At 29.8% G+C, this 23,184-nt stretch carries 26 protein-coding genes and 1 riboswitch; of the genes, 23 read left to right on the top strand and 3 right to left on the bottom strand.

From position 1 onward, the window contains the following. Positions 1-18 precede the first annotated feature (18 nt). A riboswitch (TPP riboswitch) is annotated at positions 19-122 on the top strand. A 96-nt stretch (positions 123-218) separates the two neighbouring features. The 3 genes from thiT to TR13x_RS11105 all read left to right on the top strand — a co-directional run bounded on the left by thiT (position 219) and on the right by TR13x_RS11105 (position 1,683). Further along, entirely contained in the window at positions 219-761 is a 543-nt protein-coding gene (gene thiT / locus TR13x_RS02715; protein WP_054870334.1) for an energy-coupled thiamine transporter ThiT, read from the top strand. Positions 762-774: 13 nt separating this feature from the next. After that, positions 775-1,410 carry a thiamine diphosphokinase gene (locus TR13x_RS02710; protein ID WP_054870333.1) on the top strand — a complete coding sequence of 212 codons (636 nt, stop codon included), beginning with the start codon at positions 775-777 and terminating at the stop codon, positions 1,408-1,410. Positions 1,411-1,518: 108 nt separating this feature from the next. Then, positions 1,519-1,683, top strand: coding sequence for a hypothetical protein (locus tag TR13x_RS11105; protein WP_161802922.1), 165 nt, complete (start codon positions 1,519-1,521; stop codon positions 1,681-1,683). A gap of 195 nt (positions 1,684-1,878) precedes the next feature. On the opposite strand, the gene rpmB is transcribed toward TR13x_RS11105, so the two are convergent. After that, entirely contained in the window at positions 1,879-2,070 is a 192-nt protein-coding gene (gene rpmB / locus TR13x_RS02705; RefSeq protein ID WP_054870332.1) for a 50S ribosomal protein L28, read from the bottom strand. A 274-nt stretch (positions 2,071-2,344) separates the two neighbouring features. Between rpmB and TR13x_RS02700 the strand changes: the two genes are divergently transcribed. The 6 genes from TR13x_RS02700 (at position 2,345) to TR13x_RS02675 (ending at position 8,160) form a co-directional block, all read left to right on the top strand. Further along, the gene (locus TR13x_RS02700) at positions 2,345-2,701 is read left to right on the top strand and encodes an Asp23/Gls24 family envelope stress response protein (RefSeq protein ID WP_054870331.1); all 357 of its coding nucleotides are present in this window, start codon (positions 2,345-2,347) and stop codon (positions 2,699-2,701) included. Between the two features lie 18 nt (positions 2,702-2,719). Further along, entirely contained in the window at positions 2,720-4,339 is a 1,620-nt protein-coding gene (locus TR13x_RS02695) for a DAK2 domain-containing protein (protein WP_152912097.1), read from the top strand. Between the two features lie 95 nt (positions 4,340-4,434). Beyond that, positions 4,435-6,495 (top strand): ATP-dependent DNA helicase RecG, encoded by a 2,061-nt coding sequence (recG, locus tag TR13x_RS02690; RefSeq protein ID WP_054870330.1) that lies wholly within the window; start codon positions 4,435-4,437, stop codon positions 6,493-6,495. A 176-nt stretch (positions 6,496-6,671) separates the two neighbouring features. Beyond that, the gene (gene rsmD / locus TR13x_RS02685) at positions 6,672-7,226 is read left to right on the top strand and encodes a 16S rRNA (guanine(966)-N(2))-methyltransferase RsmD (protein ID WP_054870329.1); all 555 of its coding nucleotides are present in this window, start codon (positions 6,672-6,674) and stop codon (positions 7,224-7,226) included. 4 nt (positions 7,227-7,230) lie between these two features. Next, complete coding sequence (gene coaD, locus TR13x_RS02680) at positions 7,231-7,710, top strand: pantetheine-phosphate adenylyltransferase (RefSeq protein ID WP_082394756.1); 480 nt, start codon at positions 7,231-7,233, stop codon at positions 7,708-7,710. A gap of 3 nt (positions 7,711-7,713) precedes the next feature. After that, on the top strand, positions 7,714-8,160 hold the full coding sequence (locus TR13x_RS02675) for a hypothetical protein (RefSeq protein WP_054870327.1): 447 nt from the start codon (positions 7,714-7,716) through the stop codon (positions 8,158-8,160). A 37-nt stretch (positions 8,161-8,197) separates the two neighbouring features. Here the strand turns inward: TR13x_RS02675 and ylbJ are convergent, their stop codons facing one another. Then, a complete protein-coding gene (gene ylbJ, locus TR13x_RS02670) occupies positions 8,198-9,460 on the bottom strand; it encodes a sporulation integral membrane protein YlbJ (protein WP_082394755.1) in 1,263 nt (420 codons plus the stop codon). A 90-nt stretch (positions 9,461-9,550) separates the two neighbouring features. Here ylbJ and TR13x_RS02665 point away from each other — a divergent pair, with 90 nt between their 5' ends. After that, complete coding sequence (locus tag TR13x_RS02665) at positions 9,551-10,327, top strand: patatin-like phospholipase family protein (RefSeq protein WP_054870326.1); 777 nt, start codon at positions 9,551-9,553, stop codon at positions 10,325-10,327. 15 nt (positions 10,328-10,342) lie between these two features. Here the strand turns inward: TR13x_RS02665 and TR13x_RS02660 are convergent, their stop codons facing one another. Next, on the bottom strand, positions 10,343-11,602 hold the full coding sequence (locus tag TR13x_RS02660) for a nucleotidyltransferase (protein ID WP_054870325.1): 1,260 nt from the start codon (positions 11,600-11,602) through the stop codon (positions 10,343-10,345). A gap of 308 nt (positions 11,603-11,910) precedes the next feature. Between TR13x_RS02660 and TR13x_RS02655 the strand changes: the two genes are divergently transcribed. From TR13x_RS02655 to TR13x_RS02595, 13 genes are all read left to right on the top strand, one after another. Continuing rightward, positions 11,911-13,101: an acetate/propionate family kinase gene (locus TR13x_RS02655; RefSeq protein WP_054870324.1), complete on the top strand. Its 1,191-nt coding sequence runs from the start codon at positions 11,911-11,913 to the stop codon at positions 13,099-13,101. A gap of 109 nt (positions 13,102-13,210) precedes the next feature. After that, complete coding sequence (locus tag TR13x_RS02650; protein WP_054870323.1) at positions 13,211-13,720, top strand: DUF177 domain-containing protein; 510 nt, start codon at positions 13,211-13,213, stop codon at positions 13,718-13,720. A gap of 18 nt (positions 13,721-13,738) precedes the next feature. After that, positions 13,739-13,918, top strand: coding sequence for a 50S ribosomal protein L32 (gene rpmF / locus TR13x_RS02645; protein ID WP_054870322.1), 180 nt, complete (start codon positions 13,739-13,741; stop codon positions 13,916-13,918). Positions 13,919-14,169: 251 nt separating this feature from the next. Then, positions 14,170-14,730 (top strand): transcription factor FapR, encoded by a 561-nt coding sequence (gene fapR, locus TR13x_RS02640; protein ID WP_054870321.1) that lies wholly within the window; start codon positions 14,170-14,172, stop codon positions 14,728-14,730. 15 nt (positions 14,731-14,745) lie between these two features. Continuing rightward, complete coding sequence (plsX, locus tag TR13x_RS02635; protein ID WP_054870320.1) at positions 14,746-15,765, top strand: phosphate acyltransferase PlsX; 1,020 nt, start codon at positions 14,746-14,748, stop codon at positions 15,763-15,765. Then, positions 15,746-16,768, top strand: coding sequence for a beta-ketoacyl-ACP synthase III (locus TR13x_RS02630; RefSeq protein WP_054870319.1), 1,023 nt, complete (start codon positions 15,746-15,748; stop codon positions 16,766-16,768). The genes plsX and TR13x_RS02630 overlap by 20 nt, the downstream gene beginning before the upstream one ends. After that, positions 16,761-17,690: an enoyl-[acyl-carrier-protein] reductase FabK gene (fabK, locus tag TR13x_RS02625; protein WP_054870318.1), complete on the top strand. Its 930-nt coding sequence runs from the start codon at positions 16,761-16,763 to the stop codon at positions 17,688-17,690. The genes TR13x_RS02630 and fabK overlap by 8 nt, the downstream gene beginning before the upstream one ends. A 10-nt stretch (positions 17,691-17,700) precedes the next feature. Beyond that, positions 17,701-18,645: an ACP S-malonyltransferase gene (gene fabD, locus TR13x_RS02620; RefSeq protein ID WP_054870317.1), complete on the top strand. Its 945-nt coding sequence runs from the start codon at positions 17,701-17,703 to the stop codon at positions 18,643-18,645. A 12-nt stretch (positions 18,646-18,657) separates the two neighbouring features. Continuing rightward, positions 18,658-19,401 carry a 3-oxoacyl-[acyl-carrier-protein] reductase gene (fabG, locus tag TR13x_RS02615; protein WP_054870316.1) on the top strand — a complete coding sequence of 248 codons (744 nt, stop codon included), beginning with the start codon at positions 18,658-18,660 and terminating at the stop codon, positions 19,399-19,401. Positions 19,402-19,435: 34 nt separating this feature from the next. After that, complete coding sequence (gene acpP, locus TR13x_RS02610; RefSeq protein WP_054870315.1) at positions 19,436-19,666, top strand: acyl carrier protein; 231 nt, start codon at positions 19,436-19,438, stop codon at positions 19,664-19,666. Between the two features lie 76 nt (positions 19,667-19,742). Next, entirely contained in the window at positions 19,743-20,984 is a 1,242-nt protein-coding gene (fabF, locus tag TR13x_RS02605; protein ID WP_200905805.1) for a beta-ketoacyl-ACP synthase II, read from the top strand. Between the two features lie 319 nt (positions 20,985-21,303). Next, positions 21,304-22,026: a ribonuclease III gene (gene rnc / locus TR13x_RS02600; RefSeq protein WP_054870314.1), complete on the top strand. Its 723-nt coding sequence runs from the start codon at positions 21,304-21,306 to the stop codon at positions 22,024-22,026. Next, positions 22,016-23,107 (top strand): elongator complex protein 3, encoded by a 1,092-nt coding sequence (locus tag TR13x_RS02595; RefSeq protein WP_054870313.1) that lies wholly within the window; start codon positions 22,016-22,018, stop codon positions 23,105-23,107. Before rnc ends, TR13x_RS02595 begins: the two co-directional genes overlap by 11 nt. Positions 23,108-23,184: the final 77 nt, after the last annotated feature.

Below are 23,184 nucleotides of genomic sequence, written 5' to 3'. Positions count from 1 at the left end.
AATAAAAGCGGAAATTAAATATTCCACTAGGGGAGCCTTTTTGGCTGAGAGGAAACTTTGTGTTTCGACCCTTTAACCTGAACTAGGTAATTCTAGCGTAGGGAATGTGGTTAGCTTTAATATTACCCATGTGGTAATATTCTGTTTATTTGTATTTAAGGCTTCCATTATTTGCTATGGAAGTCTTTTATTTTTTTAAAATTAAAGGAGGTAGTTTTATGGAAAGAAATGTAAAAATTAGAATGCTAACTGAAGGAGGAGTTATGGTAGCACTTGCTTCAATTTTGAGTATGCTCAAAATATACGAAGCACCTTTTGGCGGTTCTGTAACTGCAGGTAGTATGATACCAATAATTATATTTGCTTTGAGATGGGGAATAATGCCAGGATTATTCGTAGGATTGGTTTATGGTATTATTCAGTCAATATTGGGTCTTTACTTTGTACATCCTATTCAATATTTATTAGATTATCCTATAGCTTTTGCACTTTTAGGGTTAGCTGGTATTTCAAAGTCTTTAGGTAATAAAATAAAAAATAAATATTTAAATCTATTTATAGGAGTTTTTATAGCTATATTTGGTAGATTTATAGCACATTTATTATCTGGTGTTATTTTTTTTGCAGAGTATGCACCAGAAGGCATGAATCCTTGGTTATATTCAGCAATATATAATGGAAGCTATTTAGGTATAGAGTTGATTATATCACTAGTATTAGTATTATTATTAAATAAACCAATCCAAAGATTAAATAGTTAACTTGGGAGGAAATATGAAAGCCTTAATAGTTTCAAGTGGGAATATAGAAAATCTTAATATAATAAAAAGAGTATGTGAAGATGTTGATTTAGTTGTTTGTGCTGATGGTGGGGCAGATTTAGTTGTAAAAGCAGACCGTATACCAGATATTGTTATTGGTGACTTAGATTCTATAGATAAAGATACATTGAAAAGGTTAAAAGAATATAAAGTTAAATTTATAGAATTTCCTACTAAAAAAGATAAAACAGATACTGAACTAGCAATTGATTATGTAATTGAAGAAAGTTTTAATGAAATAGTATTGGTTGGAGTTACAGGTACAAGATTGGATCATACTTTAGCTAACATCTTTTTACTATATTCTTTACTACAAAAAGGAGTTAAAGCTACTATAATAGATGACCATAATGAAATATTTATAACAAATGATGAATTAGTTCTTTATAAAGATGAGAAAAAATATGTTTCAATTATTCCGTTTAATGGAGATTTGTTAGGGGTTACATTAAAAGGTTTTGAATATGAAACAGAAAAAGAGAACATAAAATTTAGTTCAACGCTTGGTATAAGTAATACTTTGGTATCAGATAAAGGAATTATTAAAGTAGAAGAAGGAGTATGTTTAGTTATAAAGTCTATAGATTAAAAACAGTATGCGACCTTTGGTCGCATTTTTTGTTGTATAAAATATGTAGTAACATTATTTAACGTACTGAATAAAATATATTATAGTAGCCTTTAGGGAGTGGTTAGTATGAGAAAAATATTTCTTAAGAAAAATATAAAACAAATAATTGGCGTTTTACTTGCTGTAGTAGGCGCAATAATTGTAATTCAAGTTGTACCTATATCAGTATGGATTTTTTTCTTGGGTATTTTATTGATTTTGATTGGATGGGTATTCTATAGAATGCTATAGAGGTGGTACATTTGAAAAAAATAAAGAAAACGCTAATAATGGTTTTATTAGTTATTTTAATTAGTATGATTTTCTATATGTTACCGAGTTGGGTTATATTATCATTTATTGGAATCAGCCTAATATGGATAGGTTGGTATTTGTATAGTACTTAATAAAATTAAAAGGCTTCCAATATTTAGGAAGCCATTTAAACTATAAAGCTCTTTCAACTTTACCTGATCTTAAACATCTAGTACAAACTCTTATTCTCTTTGGAGTACCATTAACAATAGCTTTTACTCTTCTAATATTTGGTAACCAAGTTCTTTTATTATGACGGTTAGAGTGGCTTACTTTGAAACCTGCTACTTTTCCTTTACCGCATACTTCGCAAACTCTTGACATAAAAAACACCTCCTCAGTTCTAGTACTAAAAAGCCCCTATAAAAACATTACTATTTTAACATACCAAGGATTATTTTTGCAATAAAAAGATATAAATATACTAAGTTTAATATGGAAAAGTATTTTACTTAAGAGTTTATATTATAAATTATTTACAAAAATTTATTTAAATCGAAGTTTTTGTTATAATTACTTTTGAGTTATAAATGTCAAGTTGAATAAGGTGAAATAATAGGGTATTATATATATATAATAGTTCTAAAGGAGGATTATAATGCCAGGTAAATTAAGTAATAAGTTTGGTTCAATAAATATTGATGATAATGTGCTTGCTATAATAGCAGGTTTATCAGCAATGGAGTGTTATGGCTTAGTAGGTATGGCAAGCCGAAATGCAACTGAGGGTTTAGTAGAATTACTAAGAAGAGAGCATTTGACAAAAGGTGTAAAGGTTCATACTGAGGATAATAGAATTGTCATTGATTTGTATGTTATAGTACAATTTGGAACAAAAATTTCAGTAGTTGCAAACAACATAATAGAGAAAGTAAAATATAATATTGAGAGCTTGACAGGTTTGACAGTAGAAAAAGTTAATATTAATGTTCAAGGTGTCAGAGTACAAAAGTAGGTTAAGGAGGTACTAAGATTGAAAATTGAATACATAGATGGAGTTTTGCTAAAAAATATTTTTATAGGAGCAGCAAATAAATTAGAAAAAAATAAACAAGTAGTAGATTCTCTTAACGTATTTCCTGTGCCAGACGGAGATACAGGGACGAATATGTCGTTGACAATGCAATCAGCAATAAAGCAGGTAAAGAGCGTAAATAGTGAAAAAATCGAAGATATTGCTAAAGCTGCTTCAAATGGTTCTTTAATGGGAGCAAGAGGAAATTCAGGAGTAATATTATCACAGTTATTTAGAGGGTTTGCTAAAGGTTTAAAAGATGTTGAAAAAATCGATGTAGAAATACTAGCTAAAGCTTTTAAATCAGCTTCAGACACTGCTTACAAAGCTGTAATGAAACCTATAGAAGGTACTATATTAACAGTAGCGAGAGAATGCGCAGAAAGAGCTTTAGAAATAGCAAAAAAAGAGAGGGATATTAAAAAGTTTCTAGAAGAAGTGATTAAACATGGTGAAATAACTTTGAAAAAAACACCTGAGATGTTACCTGTATTAAAACAAGCAGGTGTAGTTGATGCTGGTGGAAAAGGATTAATATATATTTTATTAGGTGCTTTAGATGTTGTATCGACTGGTGATAGTACTTTGCTTGAAGACGATATATATATAGAAATAGAGGATAGTATTAATATTGAAAGACTTGATGAAGATATTAAGTTCGGTTACTGTACAGAGTTTATTATTAATAGTGAAAATGTGGATATAAATGAATTCAAGCAAGAAATTATGGGATTAGGAGATTCTTTACTTGTTGTAAATAATGATGAAGTTACAAAAGTTCATATTCATACAAATAATCCAGGGATTGTTTTAGAAAAAGCACTTGCAATAGGCGAATTAACTAATGTTAAAATTGATAATATGAGATACCAACATAAAAATAGAATAATGGAAGAAGAGAAAGCTATAGACTTGAGTAGAAAAAAATATGGTTTTATAGCTGTGGCTATGGGTGAAGGTATAGCAAATGTATTCAAAGATTTAAATGTAGACTTTATTATACATGGTGGTCAAACAATGAATCCAAGTACAGAAGATATATTAAAAGCAGTAAATAGTGTAAATGCAGAAAATATAATAATATTACCAAATAATAGTAATATTATTTTGGCAGCTAAGCAAGCTAAAGAATTAAGTGATGGAAATATAGAAGTGTTACCAACTAAGAGTGTACCTCAAGGAATTTCAGCTCTCTTAAGTTTTGATGAGGACTTGGAACTTGAAGAGAATATTAACAATATGATAAAATCTATTAAATCAGTAAAGACAGGACAAGTTACTTTTGCTGTAAGAGATACAGTAATTAATGATATAGAAATTAAAAAGGATGATATTATAGGAATTGGTGAAGGTGAGATCAAGTCAGTAGGAAATGATATTACTCAAGTTTCAATTAATTTATTGAAAGATATAGTTGACGATGATAATGATTTAATTACATTATTTTATGGAGAGGATATTTCTGAAGAAGAAGCAGAAGCTTTAGCAGAAATTATTGAGGATGAAATTGAAGATTGTGATGTAGAAGTTGTTTATGGTGGTCAACCTTTGTATTATTATATATTTTCAATAGAATAATTACAATAGCTAAGGTACACTTAGCTATTGTTTTTTCTTTACATCTATGATTTTGTTCTTAGTTCATATAGTTAGTAAAATTAGAGGTGAAAAGATTGAATAGCCTTAATACACCTATACAATTTATAAAAGGAGTAGGTCCTAAAAGAGCAAAACTATTAAAAAGGATTAATATAGAAACGGTGAAGGATTTACTTTATTATTTTCCAAGAACATATGAAGACAGGAGAAAAGCGGATAAAATAATAAATGTAAGAAATGGTGAAAAAGCTAATTTGAAAATCATTGTAGTGGGGTCACCTTCAGTAATGAAGCCAAGAAAAGGTCTTACAATTGTTAAAGTACCTGTTAGAGATGAAACAGGATTAGCTTTTTTGGTCTGGTTTAACCAAGAATATATTAAAAATCAGTTTAAAATAGGAGAAGTATTAAAGGTAAATGGAAAAGTTAAAAAAATATTTAATGAAATACAAATTCAAAATCCTGTATTTGAGAGAGAAGATGAAAATGATAAAATTGGTAAAATCATTCCTATTTATCCACTCACTAAGAAGCTAAAAAATAGTGATATGGTTAAACTAGTCAAGAAAGTTTTAGATGAGTATTTAAATTATATTGAAGATATAATGCCAGAGTATATTAAAAAGAAATATAATTTATGTTCAATTTACACAGCAATAAGTAATATACATTTTCCTAAAGATAGATATTCTTATATAGAAGCTAAGAAAAGGCTTGTATTTGAAGAGCTTTTTATTTTGCAATTAGGTTTAAGACTTATAAGAAATAGATATATAGAAAATGTACAAGGTATTAAATTTTCACAAGTAAAAGAAATAAATAAATTAATAGATTCTTTGCCATTTAAGCTAACTAATGCACAAAAAAAGGTTTATGAAGAAATATGTTTAGATATGGAGTCAAGTAGACCAATGAATAGATTAGTACAAGGAGATGTTGGTTCTGGCAAAACGATTATTGCAGTATTAGCAATGTTTAAGGCAGTTAAATCAGGTTATCAAGCAGTTATGATGGCACCTACAGAGATTTTAGCAACACAGCATTATGAAAATGTGAGTAATTTATTAGAGCAGTTTGACATTAAAGTTAGTTTGTTAGTAGGAAGTATGTCTATCAAGAAAAAAAAGGAAATATTAGACAAAATAAGAGGAGGAGAAATTGATATTGTAATCGGTACGCATGCGCTAATACAAGAAACTGTAGAGTTTCATAAATTAGGGCTTGCAATTACTGATGAACAACATAGATTTGGAGTTAGACAAAGGTCAGCTCTTTCACAAAAAGGACTAAATCCTGATGTTTTAGTTATGACAGCAACACCAATACCAAGAACATTAGCATTGATATTATATGGCGATTTAGATATTTCAATTATTGATGAGGTGCCACCTGGAAGGAAGAAAGTGAAAACTTATGTGGTAAATGCAAGTATGAAAGCTAGAGTATATGATTTTATCAAAAAAGAAGTAAACAAAGGCAGACAGGTTTATATGGTCTGTCCTTTGATAGAAGAGTCTGATGCATTAGATTTACAATCTGCTATAAAATTATATGAAGATCTAAAAGAAAATATTTTTAGAGATTTTAAGCTAGGATTGCTACATGGAAAATTATCAGCTATTGAAAAAGAAGAGATAATGACAAAATTTAAAAATGGAGATATTGATATACTTATTTCAACAACAGTTATAGAAGTAGGGGTAAATATTCCTAATGCTAATATTATGGTAATAGAAAATGCTGAGAGATTTGGACTTTCTCAACTTCACCAGCTACGTGGCAGAGTAGGGAGAGGTGAGCATCAATCATATTGTATTCTTATTAATGAAAGTAAAAGCAAGATTTCTATTGAAAGAATGAAAATAATGGAGAAATCCAATAATGGATTTGAAATATCAGAAAAAGACCTTGAATTAAGAGGACCAGGCGAGTTTTTCGGAACAAGACAACATGGGTTACCTGATTTAAAAATTGCGAATCTATTTACTGATATTAAAATACTGAAATTAGCACAAAAAGAAGTTTTTCAGATTCTAGAAGAAGATCCTTTTTTAGATTCATCTAAATATTCAAGTTTGAAACAAAAGATTTATGAAATATTCGAAGAAAAGTTAAATGATATTTCCTTAAATTAATAAAATAATCTATTAGAAAGATGCATTTAGCATCTTTTTTGTTTTAAGTAAGGATTTCAATAAAATCTACCTTAATTTATTTTGATATAAGATTTTATTCCTAAATTAGATAATTTTGTTTGTAAAAAAAATATAATATGCTAAAATATTATTATTAGAAGTAAGGAGGAATAATTTTGCGCGTAATTACAGGAACTGCTAAGGGGCATAAATTGAAGGTTCCTAAAGGTTTAAGTGTTAGACCAACTACAGATAGGATAAAGGAATCACTTTTTAATATTTTAGGTAATGATTTAGAAAATTGTGTAGTATTAGATTTATTTGCAGGCTCTGGGAGCATAGGCATAGAATTTCTGAGTCGTGGTGCAAAAAAATGTTATTTTATAGATAATAGTATTATAAGTATAAAAACAATAAAAGAAAATTTGATTAAAACAAATTTAATAGATAAAAGTTATGTTTATAAAAATATTGCTGAAAAAGCTATAAAAAAATTAGGAGCTAGAGGAGTAAAATTTGATTACATTTTTATGGATCCACCATATGAAAAAGGTTTAGTAATTCCGACTTTAGAAGTTATAGCAGCTGAGAATTTATTAGAAGAAGAAGGCGTAATAATAATTGAGCATGAGAGTAGTTTAGATTTATCAGATGAAATTATCTCGTTTGTAAAAGTTAGAGAAAATAATTATGGGAGTACTAAAATAACTTTTTATGAGCTTAGGAGGTAAATTAATGATCGTCGTATATCCTGGAAGTTTTGATCCTGTAACTAATGGGCATTTAGACATTATTGAAAGATGTTCTAAAAAGTTTGAAAAGGTTATTGTTGCAGTTTTAAATAATCCATCCAAGAAACCAATGTTTACAGTTGAAGAAAGAGTTGAACTTTTGGAAGTGGTTACTAAGGAATATAAAAATGTAGAGATTGATAGTTTTTCTGGATTATTAGTTGAGTATGTTAGAAAAAGAAATATATCATTCATTATAAAGGGCTTAAGAGCTGTTTCTGATTTTGAATATGAACTACAAATGGCAATGATGAATAGAACTCTTGATAATAATGTAGAGACTTTATTTCTTATGACTAATAGTAAGTATTCTTTTTTAAGTTCTAGTTTGGTAAAAGAGGTTGCAAAACTAAATGGTGATATTTCTAATATTGTTCCAAAAGAAGTAGAAAAAGCGATACTAAATAAGATAAAGGGGGCGTAGAAAATGGATGTTATTAAATTATTAGATGAGCTTGAAGATATTATAGATGGAAGCTCGTCAATTCCTTTTGCTGGAAAAGTTCTAGTTGATAAAGAGGAATTACTAGAAATTATTAGAGAAATAAGAATAAAATTACCCGACGAAATTAAGCAAGCAGAATGGATAAAAGAAGAGAGACAAAGAATTTTAGTAGAAGCTCAGAATGAAGCAGATACAATTATTGATGAAGCTAGATTACATATTGAAGAGATGATAGAAAAAGATGAGATAACTAAAAAGGCTCAAGAAAGAGCCGAAGAGATTATAAATAAAGCTAAATCAAATGCAAAAGAGATAAGAATTGGCGCAAGAGAGTATGCAGATGAATTGTTAAAAAATGTACAGGACAATCTAAAAACTATAATAACTACACTTGAAAAAAACAGAGAAGAATTAAGAGGGCTTAAATAAAGGCTTCTTTAAAGAGAAGCCTTTTGAATTTTTTAATTTATTTTTCTCTTTTGATAAATGAAAGGCTAATAAATAAAGATATTAATATAATTGTTGAAAGTATAGATATTTGTAATATAGTAGAAAATTTGAAAATTTCGAACCATTTTCTCCAAGAAGTAATATTAGTATAAGTATACGAAGCATAAACAGATGTATTTATTGGAAATTTTATAAAAATATTGCTTATTAAAACCGTATAAATACTAGCAAAGATACCGTGAAGTAGTTTTGACAATAGATATATACTGATTTTTAAGTCTGTTTTAGATATGAAGCTTGAAGCTTGACTATGTATTGATATGCCACTCCATGCAACAATAAAATTAATTGTTACTAGTTTTATTAAAATAGGAATAGTAGACATACTCGCAATATTTTTACATCCAACAGTCATTTCTATCAATCCTGAAATAAAAGCTTTAATTAGTTCTTTATTAGATATGAATGGTATAAAAGAAATTATGCTACTTAATAGATTAATAATACCAGTAATATCCAATATCTCAATAATAACCGAATATAAAATGATAAATCCACCTATAATTAGCATAGTATTAAAAGACTCTCGTACAGCATCTCCTAATATTAATCCAATACCTCTATTATCTTTTTTTCTAGCTAAAATTAACTCATCAAAAGCTGTTTTAATTAGATTTTTTGTATTGTTGTTTGTTTCTTTTGATTTATCAAGTTTAATACCATAATATCTAAAAAATAAACCTACTGTAATTGCTCCTAAATAATGTGGGATTGCAATCAAAAGTCCTAAATTTGGCATTTTTAACATGCCTACTGCTACAGCGCCTATCATAAATAATGGTCCCGAAGTACTAGCAAATGAAATAAGTCTTTGAGCTTCAATTCTTGTTAAAACTCCTTGGGTTCTAAGTTTTGTAGTTAATTTTACACCAACTGGATATCCTGAAGTAATACTCATTACAAATGGGAAAGCTGCTTCTCCTGGAAGATTAAAAATTGGTTTCATTATTGGACTTAAAAGAGTTCCTATAAAATTTACAACTCCCAAGCCTATCAAAGCTTCAGCACTTATGAAAAAAGGAAGTAATGAAGGTAAAACGATATAAAACCAGGTATTTAGACCATCTACTGCTGCATTGATCGTATTTTTTGGAAATATGACTAACGATATAATTATAAAGCTTATTATAAAAGCTGGCAAAATAGTTAATAAGTATTTAGATTTTTTAATTGTGATTAACGTTAAAAATAAGAATAAAAGAAAAAGTATTTGTGTCATAAATGACCTCCTATGAATGTTATGATATATATATATTTGTTATAATATATTAATATGATAGTAGCATTTTAATAGAGTGGGGTGAGAAATTTGGGACAAAAAAAGAAAATAGGTTTAGCTTTAGGTTCGGGTGCTGCTAGGGGGTTAGCCCATATAGGAGTATTAAAAGCTCTCGAAGAAAACAATATAGAAATAGACATAGTATCGGGAAGTAGTGCTGGAGCTTTGATTGGAGCAGTATATTGTTGTGGTGTAAAATCTAAAATGATTGAAAATATAGCATTAAATATAGATCGCAAGTTATGGGTTGATTTAGCTGTACCAAAAAGAGGATTCATAAAAGGAAAGAAAGTAGAAGAATTAGTTAAATTATTAACTAGAAATCAAAACATAGAAGATTTAGATAAAAAATTATCCATAGTGGCTACTGATTTAAAAACTTCTAGTGAATATGTTTTTACGAAAGGTCCAATTTATAAAGCAGTTAGGGCAAGTATATCAATACCGGGTATATTTGAGCCTGTAAGATATGAAAATATGATATTAGTAGATGGTGGTGTAATTGATAGAGTTCCAGCATCAGTTGTAAAAGATATGGGAGCGGATATAGTAATAGCAGTTGATGTTGGTTTTAGTGGTGAACCTGGTAGAATTAATCATATTTTTGATGTTATATTACAGTCAATAGATGTTATGTCAAGGCAGATATCAACAGATAAAATAATAGCGGCTGATATATTAATTGAACCTGATGTTTCACATATAAAGCCTTCGAGATTTGATATGGTTGAAGAATGTGTAGCTAAGGGATATGAAGCAACAATGGAAAAGATGGAAGAAATAAAAAGAATTATAGAAGGAAAATAGATGGAGATTATCCATCTATTTTTGTGTATTTATGTATGGGCTTATAAGATAGTCTAAATCAAATTTTTTACCGTTATAATTTGATAGCCCTAAGAAATAAATATCAGTTGCTCGTTTATCTATTTCTATAATTTTATTTAGATTATCATCTTTGATTTTTTTATAGTTAGCAAACTTTGTTATTATAGGAAATTTAGCTTTTTTTCTAGCTTTATTAAGTAAGATTTTTCCTTTTTGATTAAAACCTAGTACTCTAATATATAAATTATCTTCTAAATAAAGTTTTGAAAGAGTTTTTTTATCTAAGCCAATAATCATTTGCATAAGTAACCTTTGTAGTCTTGTGTATGTATATCTTTTAGTTTTGATGCAATCTAAGATACTTTTAACTGTTATGTTTTCTTTTATACAATTTAAAATTCTATTTTCAAGCCCGTTTTCAATATCAAATAGGTCTATTAAACTTTCTTTACTAAATCTAGCTATATGGTATTGAATAATTTGTATATAATTCTCAATGTTGTTGAAAGAACCATATTTATTTAAGAAATTTTTCAAATGAGAATATGTAGCAGTAGGAACGGCTGTTTTAATTTTTTCCATGCCAAATGAACCTTTAAAAATCTCATTACGAATTGCAGTAGCACTAGAAATTTTGCCTGTCATGTTAATATCATGATATTCTGCATTTATTCTTTTTATAGTATAAGGTTTTATATTACTGTTTATTTTCTTTAAGGCTTTTAAGTATTCTATTGCTAAAATATTATTTGGACTTGAAATAATTTTGTTTATATTACTTGGACAAATATTTTTTAATGTCAAATAATCAGATATAGCTAAACTTCTTGCTTTTGGATAAGTACATCCTGTTGATATATATTTTTTTAAGAAATATTTAAATTCTTTAGTTTCATCTACAAGAATATTCGAAATTATATCTAGTTCATTCAAATTACCTATTTCACTTCCGAAGCATAGACAGTCTACAATACCTAAACTATCTAAAATTTTAATTGAACCGTAAGCGAAAAATTCTGCGCTTTGAGATGAGTATATAGTAGGGAGCTCTATTACTAAGTCTACACCTGAGTCAATTGCCATTTTAGCTCTAGTCCACTTATCTACTAAAGCAGGCTCACCTCTTTGCACAAAATTACCACTCATTATACTTATTGAATAATCACAACCTGTTATTTCCTTGGATTTTTTTAAATGATAAAGATGACCATTATGAAATGGATTGTATTCTGTTATTAATCCTAGTACTTTCATAATATCCTCCACTTAATAATTTAAAATTAAATTTTATTTTAATATTTTAATTGTTAATAAATTATATCATACTTATTTTTTGAAAAAAATAGATATAAAAGTTCGAATTAAGTCAATAATATGAACAAAATCTTCGATTTGAATAAATTAAGGAAGATTTCGCTCGTATCCATAAATAGAAATTATATTTATAATTATCAGGTATATAATTTCCTATGGATTATAAAAATATAGCGCATTTGGTTGATTTTTTTCTTTAATTATAATAATATGAATATTGGTACAAAATCATTTTTAGGAGGTATGTTATGAAGATACTAGTTATAAACTGTGGTAGTTCATCTCTAAAATATCAGCTGATTGATATGACTAATGAAGAGGTTTTAGCAAAGGGTTTAGCTGAAAGGATAGGAATTGATGGCTCAAGAGTAAAACACAGAACAATAGGCAAAGAAGAAGTTATTATTGAAAAGCCTATGTCAAATCATAAGATAGCTTTAGAAATTGTACTAAATGCACTTACAAATTCTGAGCATGGTGCTATTAAATCAATGGAAGAAATAAGTGCTGTTGGTCACAGAGTAGTACATGGTGGAGAAAAATTCTCTGGGTCTGTAGTTATTGATGATGAAGTACTAAAAGTTCTAAGAGAATGTGCAGATTTAGCACCATTACATAATCCACCTAACATTATGGGAATTGAAGCATGCCAAGAATTAATGCCTAATACTCCTATGGTAGGTGTATTTGATACAGCATTCCACCAAACAATGCCAAAATCTTCGTACATTTATCCACTTCCATATGAGTTGTATGAAAAGTATGGAATAAGAAAGTATGGCTTCCATGGTACATCTCATAAATATGTATCAAATAGAGCTGCTGAAATTTTAGGTAAGGATATTAAAGAATTAAATATCATAACATGCCACTTAGGTAATGGAGCAAGTTTAGCTGCAGTAAAAAAAGGTAAGTCAATTGATACAAGTATGGGATTCACACCACTAGAAGGTCTTGCTATGGGTACAAGATGTGGCGATATTGATCCAGCAATAGTAACATTTTTAATGGAAAAAGAGAATATGTCAACTAGTGAAGTAAATAATCTACTAAATAAAAAATCAGGCGTTTTAGGTATATCAGGTGTAAGTAGTGACTTTAGAGACATAGAAGAAGCAGCTGCTAAAGGAAACGAAAGAGCACAGTTAGCATTAGATAAGTTTACAAGTAGAGTTAAAAAATATGTAGGTGCATATGCAGCTATAATGGGTGGGGTAGATGTAATTGTATTTACAGCTGGATTAGGAGAGAATTCACCTGAAACTAGAGAAGCTGTTTGTGAAGGATTAGAATTTATGGGTGTAGAAATAGATAAAGAGAAAAATAAAGTTAGGGGTAAAGAAACTATTATAAGTACTGAAAATTCTAAGGTTAAAGTATTAGTTGTACCTACAAATGAAGAACTTATGATAGCAAGAGAGACTAAAGCTTTAGTATAGGCAGGATTTACCTGCCTTTAACTTATATTAAAATACTGTAATATAGTTCTTGACAAATGAGGTTTACCTTTATATAATAAAATCTGGCAACATTCGAGAGGTGAACATAATGAAAGTAGATATCTCAAAACTTCTCGATGGAACTGTCGAAGCAATTGATTTTTATAAAGAAGTTGATATACCTAATTTATCAGTAAAAGGTAAAGAAATTCAATTATTAACTCCTGTAAATGTAGATGGTGGAATATACAGGGCTGATGAGGATTTATTTATAAATGCGACAATTGCTTATACTTATAAGGAGAATTGTGCTAGATGTCTAGAAGAGTTTAGTAATAAGGTAAGTACAGTTCTGTTGGGAAGACTTGTTGAACAAGATAATAGCATTTCAGAAGAGGAAACTGATGAAATCTTGGTTGCGTACAAAGAGAGCACAGTAGATTTACAAGAGTTTGTTGTTTCTGCTATTTTGCTTTCTTTGCCTATGAAGGCGCTTTGTGATGAAGCTTGTAAAGGGCTATGCCCTAAGTGTGGCCAAAATTTAAATTTACAAAAGTGTAATTGTGAAGATGATTTTATTGATCCTCGCTTTGCAAAATTAAAAGAATTATTGGACTGACTTAAGGAGGTGTTATTAATGGCAGTACCAAAGCGTAAAGTATCAAAAGCTAGAAGAGATAAAAGAAGAGCATCAAATTTTAAGGCATATGCACCAAATTTAGTTGAGTGCCCACAATGCCATGAACCAAAGTTACCACACAGAGTTTGCGGTTCATGTGGTTATTACAAAAATAAAGAAGTTATAGAGGTTGAATAATTAGGATAGTGATTTTAATCACTATCTTTTTTTTATAATACATATATTTTTTGAGCAATATAGAAAATCTTGTTTACAAGCTAAATTTTAAAAAAAGCTAATTTTTAAGATGGCAGCTTTTAAATTTGTATTTTTCTGTTAGCTAAAGCTAAACATAAAAATATATAAAATACTTGATTTTTTTTATACTATAATATATACTAACTATTAGTAATAGGTACTAAATTCAACTAATAGCTCGAGGTGAAAAGATGGCTAATAAAAGGCTACCTAAAAAAGAAAGACAGAAAAGATTAAAAGAAAAATTAAAAGAAGATCCTTTTTTGACAGATGAAGAGTTAATGCAAATTTTTAATGTTAGTATTCAGACTATAAGATTAGACCGTCTTGAATTAGGCATACCTGAGTTAAGAGAAAGAATAAAAAATGTGGCCGAACTTAACTATTCTAAAGTTAGGGCAATCGGAGGAACTGAAATAGTAGGAGAGTTAGTAGATTTAAAATTAGGGAAAAGTGGAATTTCAATTTTAGAAACTAATAATGAGATGGCGTTTAAAAAAACAAATATCATAAGAGGTCACCATATATTTGCACAAGCTGAATCTCTTGCTATGGCTGTTATAGATGCAGATGTAGCACTAACAGGAGTTGCTAATATTAAATACAAGAGTCCGGTTTATGCTGGACAAAAGCTTATTGCAAAAGCAGAAGTTGTAAGGATAAGAGGAAATAAATATTTTGTGCATGTTTTTACATATGTTGGTCAGGAACAAGTTTTTAGGGGTAAGTTTATTTTAGTATCGATAGAATAAGAAGGAGGGGGTAATATGAGAATAATAGTTGATGCAATGGGGGGAGATAAAGGCCCTGAAGTAACAGTAAAGGGGTGTGTAGATGCATTAAAAGAAGTAAATGTTGAAATTGTATTAGTTGGTAAAGAGGAAATGATAAAAGAGCAATTAGATAAACTAGAATATAACGGAGATAATATTAGCATTGTTAATGCTGATGATGTAATAACAAATGACGATAAACCTGTTATGGCGATAAGAAGGAAGAAAAATTCTTCAATGGTAGTTGGCTTAAAAATGGTAAAAGATAAAGAAGGAGATGTTTTTATTTCTGCAGGTAACACAGGTGCTTTGTTAACTGGAGGTTTATTAGTTGTAGGACGAATCAAGGGTATAGAGAGAGCGGCATTAGCTCCTGTTTATCCAACTAAAAAAGGAATTTCTTTATTAATAGATGCTGGTGCGAATGCAGATTGTAAACCCAAATATCTACAGCAATTTGCTTTAATGGGGAGTATATATGCAGATAAAGTTTTAAACAAAAAAAACCCAAAGGTTGGATTAGTTAATATTGGTGTAGAAGAAGGAAAAGGTAATGAGTTAACTAAGGAAGCTTTTGAGTTGTTATCAAAATCATCACTTATAAATTTCTATGGTAATGTTGAAGCTAGAGATATTCCAGAAGGTTTAGTTGATGTTTTAGTTTGTGATGGTTTTGTAGGTAATGTTATATTGAAACTAACAGAAGGATTAGCATATTCTATTTTTTCAGCACTTAAGGAAGAGTTTTTAAGAAATCCTATAACTAAATTAGGAGCACTATTACTTAAGCCAGGGCTTAAGAATTTTAAGAGTAAATTAGATTATACTGAATATGGCGGGGCACCTTTACTAGGGGTTAAAGGTGGAGTAATCAAAGCTCATGGTAGTTCTGATGCAAAAGCTATTAAGAATGCAATTAAGCAAGCAAAAGCTTTTGTAGAAAATGATGTTTTAAAGCTAATTGAAGAAAGCATATCTGATTTAGGGGGTAACAATGATTTTGAATACGAATAGATCAGTTGGAATAATTGGTACAGGGAGTTATATTCCAGAGAAGGTATTAACAAACTATGACTTAGAAAAAATTGTAGAAACTAATGACGAGTGGATTAAGACTAGAACAGGAATTATTGAAAGAAGAATTTTAGATGATGATAAGGCGACTTCATATATGGCAACTATAGCTGCAGAAAGAGCAATAGATGATGCTGGAATTAAAAACGAAGATATTGATATGATAATTGTAAGTACAGTAACACCAGATATGGCTTTTCCTTCAACTGCATGTATAGTTCAAGATAAATTGGGATGCACTAATGCAGCTGCATTTGATCTAGAGGCAGCTTGTTCAGGATTTTTATATGCATTATCAGTAGCTTATGCATATATTAGTTCAGGACTTTATAAGAATGTTTTAATTATTGGTGCAGAAACATTATCAAGAATTGTAGATTGGACTGATAGAAACACTTGTGTATTATTTGGAGACGGAGCAGGTGCAGCTGTTATGAGTATAGTACCAGAAGGCATGGGTATTTTGGGAATTAATTTAGGAGCAGATGGTAGTGGTGGAAAGTATCTTACACAACCTGCAGGAGGTTCTAAAATTCCTGCAACACATGATACAGTAGAGAAACGACTTCATTATATCAAAATGGAAGGAAATGAAGTATTTAAGTTTGCTGTTAGAGCTATGGAAGAAGCATCCAAAAAGGTGATAGAGATGAGTAATCTTAAGCTGGAAGATATAGATTATCTTGTTCCACATCAAGCAAATATTAGAATCATTGAATCAGCAAGAAAAAGATTAAAGCTTGCTAAAGATAAAGTATACGTTAACTTGAATAAATATGGGAATATGTCGTCGGCTTCGATTCCTGTTGCATTAGATGAAGCGATTAAAGCTAATAAAATAAAAAGAGGTGACAATGTCTTATTAGTTGGTTTTGGTGGAGGTTTAACTTGGGGTTCATGTGTTATTAAATGGCATAAAAACCAGGAGGTGCAAAATGTTTAAAACTATAATTTGTGATTTGTTAAATATTAGATATCCGATTATACAAGGTGGTATGGCATGGGTTGCAACATCAGAGCTTGCTGCTGCTGTTTCTAATGCCGGTGGACTAGGGATAATTGGATGTGGTAATGCACCTGTTGAAGTAATAGAAGAAGAAATATTTAAGATAAAAAAGATGACATCAAAACCATTTGGTGTTAATGTTATGCTGTTATCACCTTATGTTGATGAAATTATGGAATTATTATATAGAGAAAAAGTTCCTGTAATAACAACAGGAGCGGGAAATCCTGGCAAATATATAGGGAGATTTAAAGAGATTGGTACAAAAATACTACCTGTAGTTCCTTCAGTTGCTCTTGCAAAAAGAATGGAAAAAGTAGGTGCAGATGCATTGATTGTTGAAGGGACTGAAGCAGGTGGTCATATTGGAGAACTTACTACGATGGCTTTAGTACCTCAAGTGGTTGATGCGGTTGATTTACCTGTAATAGCAGCAGGAGGTATTGCTGATGGTAGAGGTTTTGTTGCAGCTTTAGCTTTAGGTGCAAAAGGAGTACAGATCGGTACAAGGTTTGTTTGTACTAAAGAGTGTATAGCACATGAAAATTATAAAAAAATGATACTTGAAGCTGGAGATAGAGATGCTGTAGTAACAGGTAGAGTTACAGGTCATCCTGTAAGATCTATCAAGAACAAATTGACTAGAAAGTTTATAAAGTTAGAAAAAGAGGGTGCAGATAAAGAGACGATTGAAAAGTTAGGGATAGGGACTTTAAGAAATGCTGTTTTAAATGGAGATATTAAAAATGGTTCTGTAATGGCAGGACAGATTAGTGGATTAATTAAAGAAATTAAAACTTGTAAAGAAGTTATAGAAGATATAATTGCCGAAGCAAAAAAAGTTAAACAGGCTTTGTAGGAGTGATAAAATGAGTAGAATAGCATTTGTTTTTCCTGGTCAAGGAGTTCAATATGTTGGAATGGGAAGCGATATTGTTAAAAATTATAAAGAGGCATCAGAAATATTTGATATAGCAAACGAAAGTTTGGGATTTGATTTAAAAAAGCTTTGCTTTGAAGGACCTAGTGAAGAGTTAGTTAAAACTGAGAATACTCAACCAGCTATTTTGACTACTTCAATTGCTATATTAAAAGTAATTGATAAATTGGGTTTAAAGGCTGAAATAACTGCTGGATTAAGTTTAGGTGAATATTCATCTTTGGTATATAGTGGAGCTTTTAAATTTGAGGAAGCAGTAAAGCTTGTAAAAATCAGAGGTAAACTAATGCAGGAAACAGTACCTTTTGGGGTAGGGACTATGGCTGCAATTATAGGTTTAGAAAGAGATGTAGTTGAAGCAGTAGTTAAAGAATCAAGCAATGTAGGTATAGTTGAATGTGCAAATTACAATTGTCCTGGTCAAATAGTGATTTCAGGAGAAGTTAAAGCTGTTGAAAGAGCGTGTGTTATTGCTAAAGAAAAGGGAGCTAAGAAAGCTTTGAAGTTATCAGTAAGTGCTCCTTTCCATTCAAGCTTATTGAAACCAGCCGGAGATAGGTTAAGTGACGAATTAAAAAATATTTCAATAGAAAAGATGCAAACAAGAATAGTTTCAAATGTAACAGCAAGTATTATTGAAAATGAGAATGAAATTAGAGAACTTTTATCAAAACAGATGTATAAGCCTGTATTGTGGCAAGATAGTATTGAGTTTATGATTAAGCATGGAATCGATACATTTGTAGAAATAGGTCCTGGTAAATCATTAAGCAGTTTTGTAAAGAAAACAGCAAAGAAATTAGGTATAAAGGTTACAACAATTAATGTCGAGAATATAGCAACACTGTCAAAATTAAATGAATTTTTAAGTTAAGGAGTTGAGCTTATGAATCTAAAAGGGAAGCTAGCGCTTATAACAGGAGGCTCAAGAGGAATTGGTAAGGCTATAGCAATAAAATTAGCTTCTCTAGGAGCCAATATAGTTATTAATTACACAAAGAGTGATACTAAAGCCAAAGAAGTAATAAAAATAGCAGAGAAAATGGGAGTTAAAGCTATGGCAATAAAGGCAGATGTATCAAATAAAGATGATGTAGAAAACTTTATAAATAGAGTTTTAGACGAATTTGGCAGAATTGACATTTTAGTAAATAATGCTGGAATAGCTAGGGATAATTTATTAATGAGAATGAAAGAAGAAGAATGGGATGATGTAATTAATATTAATTTAAAAGGAACATTTAATGTTACTAAGGCAGCGATTAGGACTATGATGAAACAAAAAAGTGGTAGTATTATAAATATAGCCTCGATAATAGGTGTTTCAGGCAATCAAGGACAATGCAATTATGCTGCTTCTAAAGCAGGAATAATAGGATTTACTAAGTCAATTGCTAAAGAAGTGGCTAAGAAAAAAGTAAGAGTGAATGCGATAGCTCCAGGTTTTATAAAAACTGACATGACAGATAAATTACCAGATAAAGTAAAAGATGAATACTCAAGTAAAATACCTTTGAGTAGATTAGGAGAACCCGAGGATATAGCTAATGCAGTTGCATTTTTAGCTAGTGATCTATCCTCTTATATAACAGGTCAAGTTTTAATTGTAGATGGAGGATTATTAATATAAACTATTGTAATAATAATTGAAGGGAGGTGTAAGTATGGTATTTGAAAAACTTAAGGAAATAATAGCTGAACAGTTAGAAGTTGAGGAAGATGAAATAAAAATGGAATCATCTTTTCAAGACGACCTTGATGCAGACTCTCTTGATGTAGTTGAACTTATTATGGCTATTGAAGATGAGTTTGATTTAGAAATACCAGATGAGGAAGCAGAAAAAATAAAAACTGTTAAAGATGCAGTTGAGTACATTCAAAATAATATGAAGTAATTATGAAATATAATGGTCCCGATTTTTCGGGACCTTAAAAATAGATTTTTTAATAGATATTTTAGGAGGTTAAACCATGATGAAAAGGGTGGTTATTACCGGTATAGGTATAATAAGTCCTATTGGGATTGGAATAGAGGAATTTTGGAGTTCTATTAAAGAAGGTAAAAATGGCGTTGATTATATAACAAGATTTGACACTGAAGGTTACTCTACAAAAATAGCAGCAGAAGTAAAGGACTTTAAACCTGAAGATTACATGGATAAAAAAGAATCAAAAAGAATGGATAGGTTTACTCAATTTGCAGTTGCTGCAAGTAAATTAGCTGTAGAAGATGCTCAGTTAAATTTAGATTCAATAAATAAAGAGAGGTTTGGAGTTATAATAGGGTCTGGTGTTGGAGGATTAGCTACACTTGAGGAGCAGCATGAAAAATTGTTAAAAAAAGGTCCTAAACGAATAAGTCCATTTTTTATACCTATGATGATTAGTAATATGGCAGCTGGACAAATAGCTATTTTATTAGGCGCCAAAGGTCCAAATGAAACTGTTGTTTCAGCGTGTGCTTCTTCGACAAATGCTATAGGAGATAGTTTTAAGATAATAGAGCGAGGAGATGCAGATGTAATTATTACAGGTGGTACTGAAGCATCAATTACTCCTTTAGCTTTAGCTGGCTTTTCCTCTATGAAAGCATTATCAACTAATAATGATAATCCTAAACTAGCTAGTAGGCCATTTGATAAAAATAGAGATGGTTTTGTAATGGGAGAAGGAGCAGCAATCCTTATTTTAGAAGAATTAAATCATGCTTTAAATAGAGGAGCTAAAATATATGGGGAAATTGTAGGTTATGGTATGACATGCGATGCTTATCATATAACTGCACCAGCAGAAAATGGAGAAGGAGCAGCTAGAGCTATGAAATTAGCTTTAGACGATGCTGGTATAAAGCCAAATATGATAGATTATATAAATGCTCATGGAACATCTACACCATATAATGATAAGTTTGAGACTGCAGCTATAAAAAATGTATTTGAAGAGCATGCTTATAAACTTAAAGTAAGTTCTACAAAATCTATGACAGGTCACTTATTGGGTGCTGCAGGTGGATTAGAAGGAGCTGTATGTGCTTTAACAGTGCTAACTGATTTTATTCCGCCGACAATTAACTATAATACTAAGGATGAAGAGTGTGATCTGGATTATGTACCTAATAAAGGAATAGAATACAAAGTAAATTATGCAATGTCTAATTCTCTAGGTTTTGGTGGTCATAACGCATCTATTATTATAAAAAAGTTTGTTAAATAATAGATTCTTATGTAAAAGGTTCTAACGTACCTAAACAAGATTTCCTATCTTGTAGAATTTTAGCTTAGCATTTATATTAAGCCTACGAATTTTTCTGAAATTCTTTATCAAGTTTTCTTTACTAAAGCTTTGTAATTATTCGCTTTTATATTTTTGAATCATTATAGTTTTATTTTGCCTACAGTGTGAGACTAGGTTTTTACCTAGTCTTTTAATATTAAACTTTAGATTTAAAAACTATTTGCATGAGAATAATAGTATGTAGTAAACTAATAAGAGAATAGAGGCAAATTGTTTTAAATTAATCTGGAGGTAAATTATGTCTTTAGATAGCGAAAGAATGAAATTAATAGATGAATTACAAGAAAAAATTGAATATAGATTTTATAATATAAATTTACTTAATAGAGCATTAACACATAGTTCATATGCTAATGAGCATAGAAGGTTGAAAATAAAATACAATGAAAGATTGGAATTTCTTGGAGATTCTGTATTAAGCTTGGCTGTAAGTGATTATATATTTGAAAAATATCCTAAATTTCCTGAAGGAGAACTAACGAAGTTGAGAGCTGTTATTGTGTGTGAAACTTCCTTGGCAACAGTAGCGAGAAAGCTGAATTTAGGTAAGTATCTTTTGTTAGGAAAAGGAGAAGAAGCTACTGGTGGAAGGGAAAGAGAGTCCATATTAGCAGATGCATTAGAAGCTTTAATAGGATCAATATATTTAGATGGAGGGCTTGGAAAGGCTAGAAAGTTCATATTAAATGTGCTAAAAAACACAATTCAAGATGCTGTAGAAGGAAAGATTCTGATTGATTACAAGACTCAATTACAAGAAATAATTCAAAAAAGTAATAAATCAAGCGTTTGCTATAATGTAATAAATGAATATGGTCCAGATCATAATAAAACTTTTCAAGTTAAAGTTTCTTTAAACAATGAAGTATTAGGTGAGGGCCTTGGTCGTAGTAAGAAGGATGCTGAACAGTGTGCAGCTAAAAATGCTTTAATAAAGTTGGGTGTTTTAAATGGGAACTAGTAAAAAAATAATTCCTATTTTTGTACCACATAAAGGTTGCCCTCATGATTGTGTTTTTTGCAATCAAAAGAAAATTGCAGGGCAAATTAAAGATGTTACTACTATAGAAATAGAAGAAACGATTAATAAGTTTTTAAAGACTATTCCTCTTAGTACAAAAGAAATAGAAGTGGCTTTTTTTGGTGGAAGTTTTACTGGAATTGATGTTGAGCAACAAGAAGAGTTTTTAAATATAGTATATAATTATAAAAAGAGGGGATTAATAGATAAAATTCGGTTGTCAACAAGGCCTGATTATATCAACAACTCTATTCTTGCATTATTGAAAAAGTATGATGTAGATATTATTGAGTTAGGTGTACAATCATTAGATGAAGAAGTACTAGTAAAAAGTAATAGAGGTCATACTATTAACGATGTAATTAATGCAGTTAATTTAATAAAAAGTTGGGATTTTGAAATAGGGTTACAATTTATGATAGGTTTACCAGGTGATACTAAAGAAAAAGCAATTAATACTGCTTTAAATATTATTAAACTTAAACCGAGTTTTGTTAGATTATATCCAACATTAGTAATTAAGGGCACTTATTTAGAATATATGCATTTTATAGGTAAGTATAAACCATTAACTTTAGAGGAAGCCATCGATATTTGTACAGACATATTAATTTTATTTAATTACTATAAAATACCCGTTATTAGAATAGGATTACAACCGACAGAAAATATTTCTTTAGAAGGAGATGTATTATCAGGTCCATATCATCCTTCAATTAGGCAGTTAATTGAATCAAATATATATAAAATCATTTTAGAAGAATTTGTGAAGGAGAACGAAATTAAAGATGTTTCAATGTTGATTGAGATTAATAGTAAATTAGTATCAAATTTAGTTGGACAAAAATCAAGTAATGTAAAATATTTTAAAGATAGATATAATATAATTATCAAACCGAGAAAATCCGAGTTGCCTTTAGAAATACTAAAGATGTATGTTGATGGAATGTGTTACGAAGTATTTGTTAAAAAGTATATGGAAAAATATCTTAAAAGAAAGGGTTTTACTCTAGTTAAGTAGAATATATCATATACTAGTGAAAACAGATATAATTATATGGGTTTCCGAATTTCTTGGAAACCTTTTATTTCTTATAT

It is taken from the genome of Caloranaerobacter sp. TR13 (assembly GCF_001316435.1).
GTDB lineage: Bacteria > Bacillota > Clostridia > Tissierellales > Thermohalobacteraceae > Caloranaerobacter.
Note: the sequence above shows the minus strand (reverse complement) of the source record. Positions and strands in the feature narration are given on the sequence as shown.

What these genes read in the sequence shown, in the direction of transcription:
- thiT (WP_054870334.1), top strand. Translation starts at nt 219, where the DNA reads ATGGAAAGAAATGTAAAAATTAGAATGCTAACTGAAGGAGGAGTTATG.
- TR13x_RS02710 (WP_054870333.1), top strand. Translation starts at nt 775, where the DNA reads ATGAAAGCCTTAATAGTTTCAAGTGGGAATATAGAAAATCTTAATATA.
- TR13x_RS11105 (WP_161802922.1), top strand. Translation starts at nt 1,519, where the DNA reads ATGAGAAAAATATTTCTTAAGAAAAATATAAAACAAATAATTGGCGTT.
- rpmB (WP_054870332.1), bottom strand. Translation starts at nt 2,070, where the DNA reads ATGTCAAGAGTTTGCGAAGTATGCGGTAAAGGAAAAGTAGCAGGTTTC.
- TR13x_RS02700 (WP_054870331.1), top strand. Translation starts at nt 2,345, where the DNA reads ATGCCAGGTAAATTAAGTAATAAGTTTGGTTCAATAAATATTGATGAT.
- coaD (WP_082394756.1), top strand. Translation starts at nt 7,231, where the DNA reads ATGATCGTCGTATATCCTGGAAGTTTTGATCCTGTAACTAATGGGCAT.
- TR13x_RS02675 (WP_054870327.1), top strand. Translation starts at nt 7,714, where the DNA reads ATGGATGTTATTAAATTATTAGATGAGCTTGAAGATATTATAGATGGA.
- ylbJ (WP_082394755.1), bottom strand. Translation starts at nt 9,460, where the DNA reads ATGACACAAATACTTTTTCTTTTATTCTTATTTTTAACGTTAATCACA.
- TR13x_RS02660 (WP_054870325.1), bottom strand. Translation starts at nt 11,602, where the DNA reads ATGAAAGTACTAGGATTAATAACAGAATACAATCCATTTCATAATGGT.
- TR13x_RS02655 (WP_054870324.1), top strand. Translation starts at nt 11,911, where the DNA reads ATGAAGATACTAGTTATAAACTGTGGTAGTTCATCTCTAAAATATCAG.
- TR13x_RS02650 (WP_054870323.1), top strand. Translation starts at nt 13,211, where the DNA reads ATGAAAGTAGATATCTCAAAACTTCTCGATGGAACTGTCGAAGCAATT.
- rpmF (WP_054870322.1), top strand. Translation starts at nt 13,739, where the DNA reads ATGGCAGTACCAAAGCGTAAAGTATCAAAAGCTAGAAGAGATAAAAGA.
- fapR (WP_054870321.1), top strand. Translation starts at nt 14,170, where the DNA reads ATGGCTAATAAAAGGCTACCTAAAAAAGAAAGACAGAAAAGATTAAAA.
- plsX (WP_054870320.1), top strand. Translation starts at nt 14,746, where the DNA reads ATGAGAATAATAGTTGATGCAATGGGGGGAGATAAAGGCCCTGAAGTA.
- TR13x_RS02630 (WP_054870319.1), top strand. Translation starts at nt 15,746, where the DNA reads ATGATTTTGAATACGAATAGATCAGTTGGAATAATTGGTACAGGGAGT.
- fabK (WP_054870318.1), top strand. Translation starts at nt 16,761, where the DNA reads ATGTTTAAAACTATAATTTGTGATTTGTTAAATATTAGATATCCGATT.
- fabD (WP_054870317.1), top strand. Translation starts at nt 17,701, where the DNA reads ATGAGTAGAATAGCATTTGTTTTTCCTGGTCAAGGAGTTCAATATGTT.
- fabG (WP_054870316.1), top strand. Translation starts at nt 18,658, where the DNA reads ATGAATCTAAAAGGGAAGCTAGCGCTTATAACAGGAGGCTCAAGAGGA.
- acpP (WP_054870315.1), top strand. Translation starts at nt 19,436, where the DNA reads ATGGTATTTGAAAAACTTAAGGAAATAATAGCTGAACAGTTAGAAGTT.
- fabF (WP_200905805.1), top strand. Translation starts at nt 19,743, where the DNA reads ATGATGAAAAGGGTGGTTATTACCGGTATAGGTATAATAAGTCCTATT.
- rnc (WP_054870314.1), top strand. Translation starts at nt 21,304, where the DNA reads ATGTCTTTAGATAGCGAAAGAATGAAATTAATAGATGAATTACAAGAA.
- TR13x_RS02595 (WP_054870313.1), top strand. Translation starts at nt 22,016, where the DNA reads ATGGGAACTAGTAAAAAAATAATTCCTATTTTTGTACCACATAAAGGT.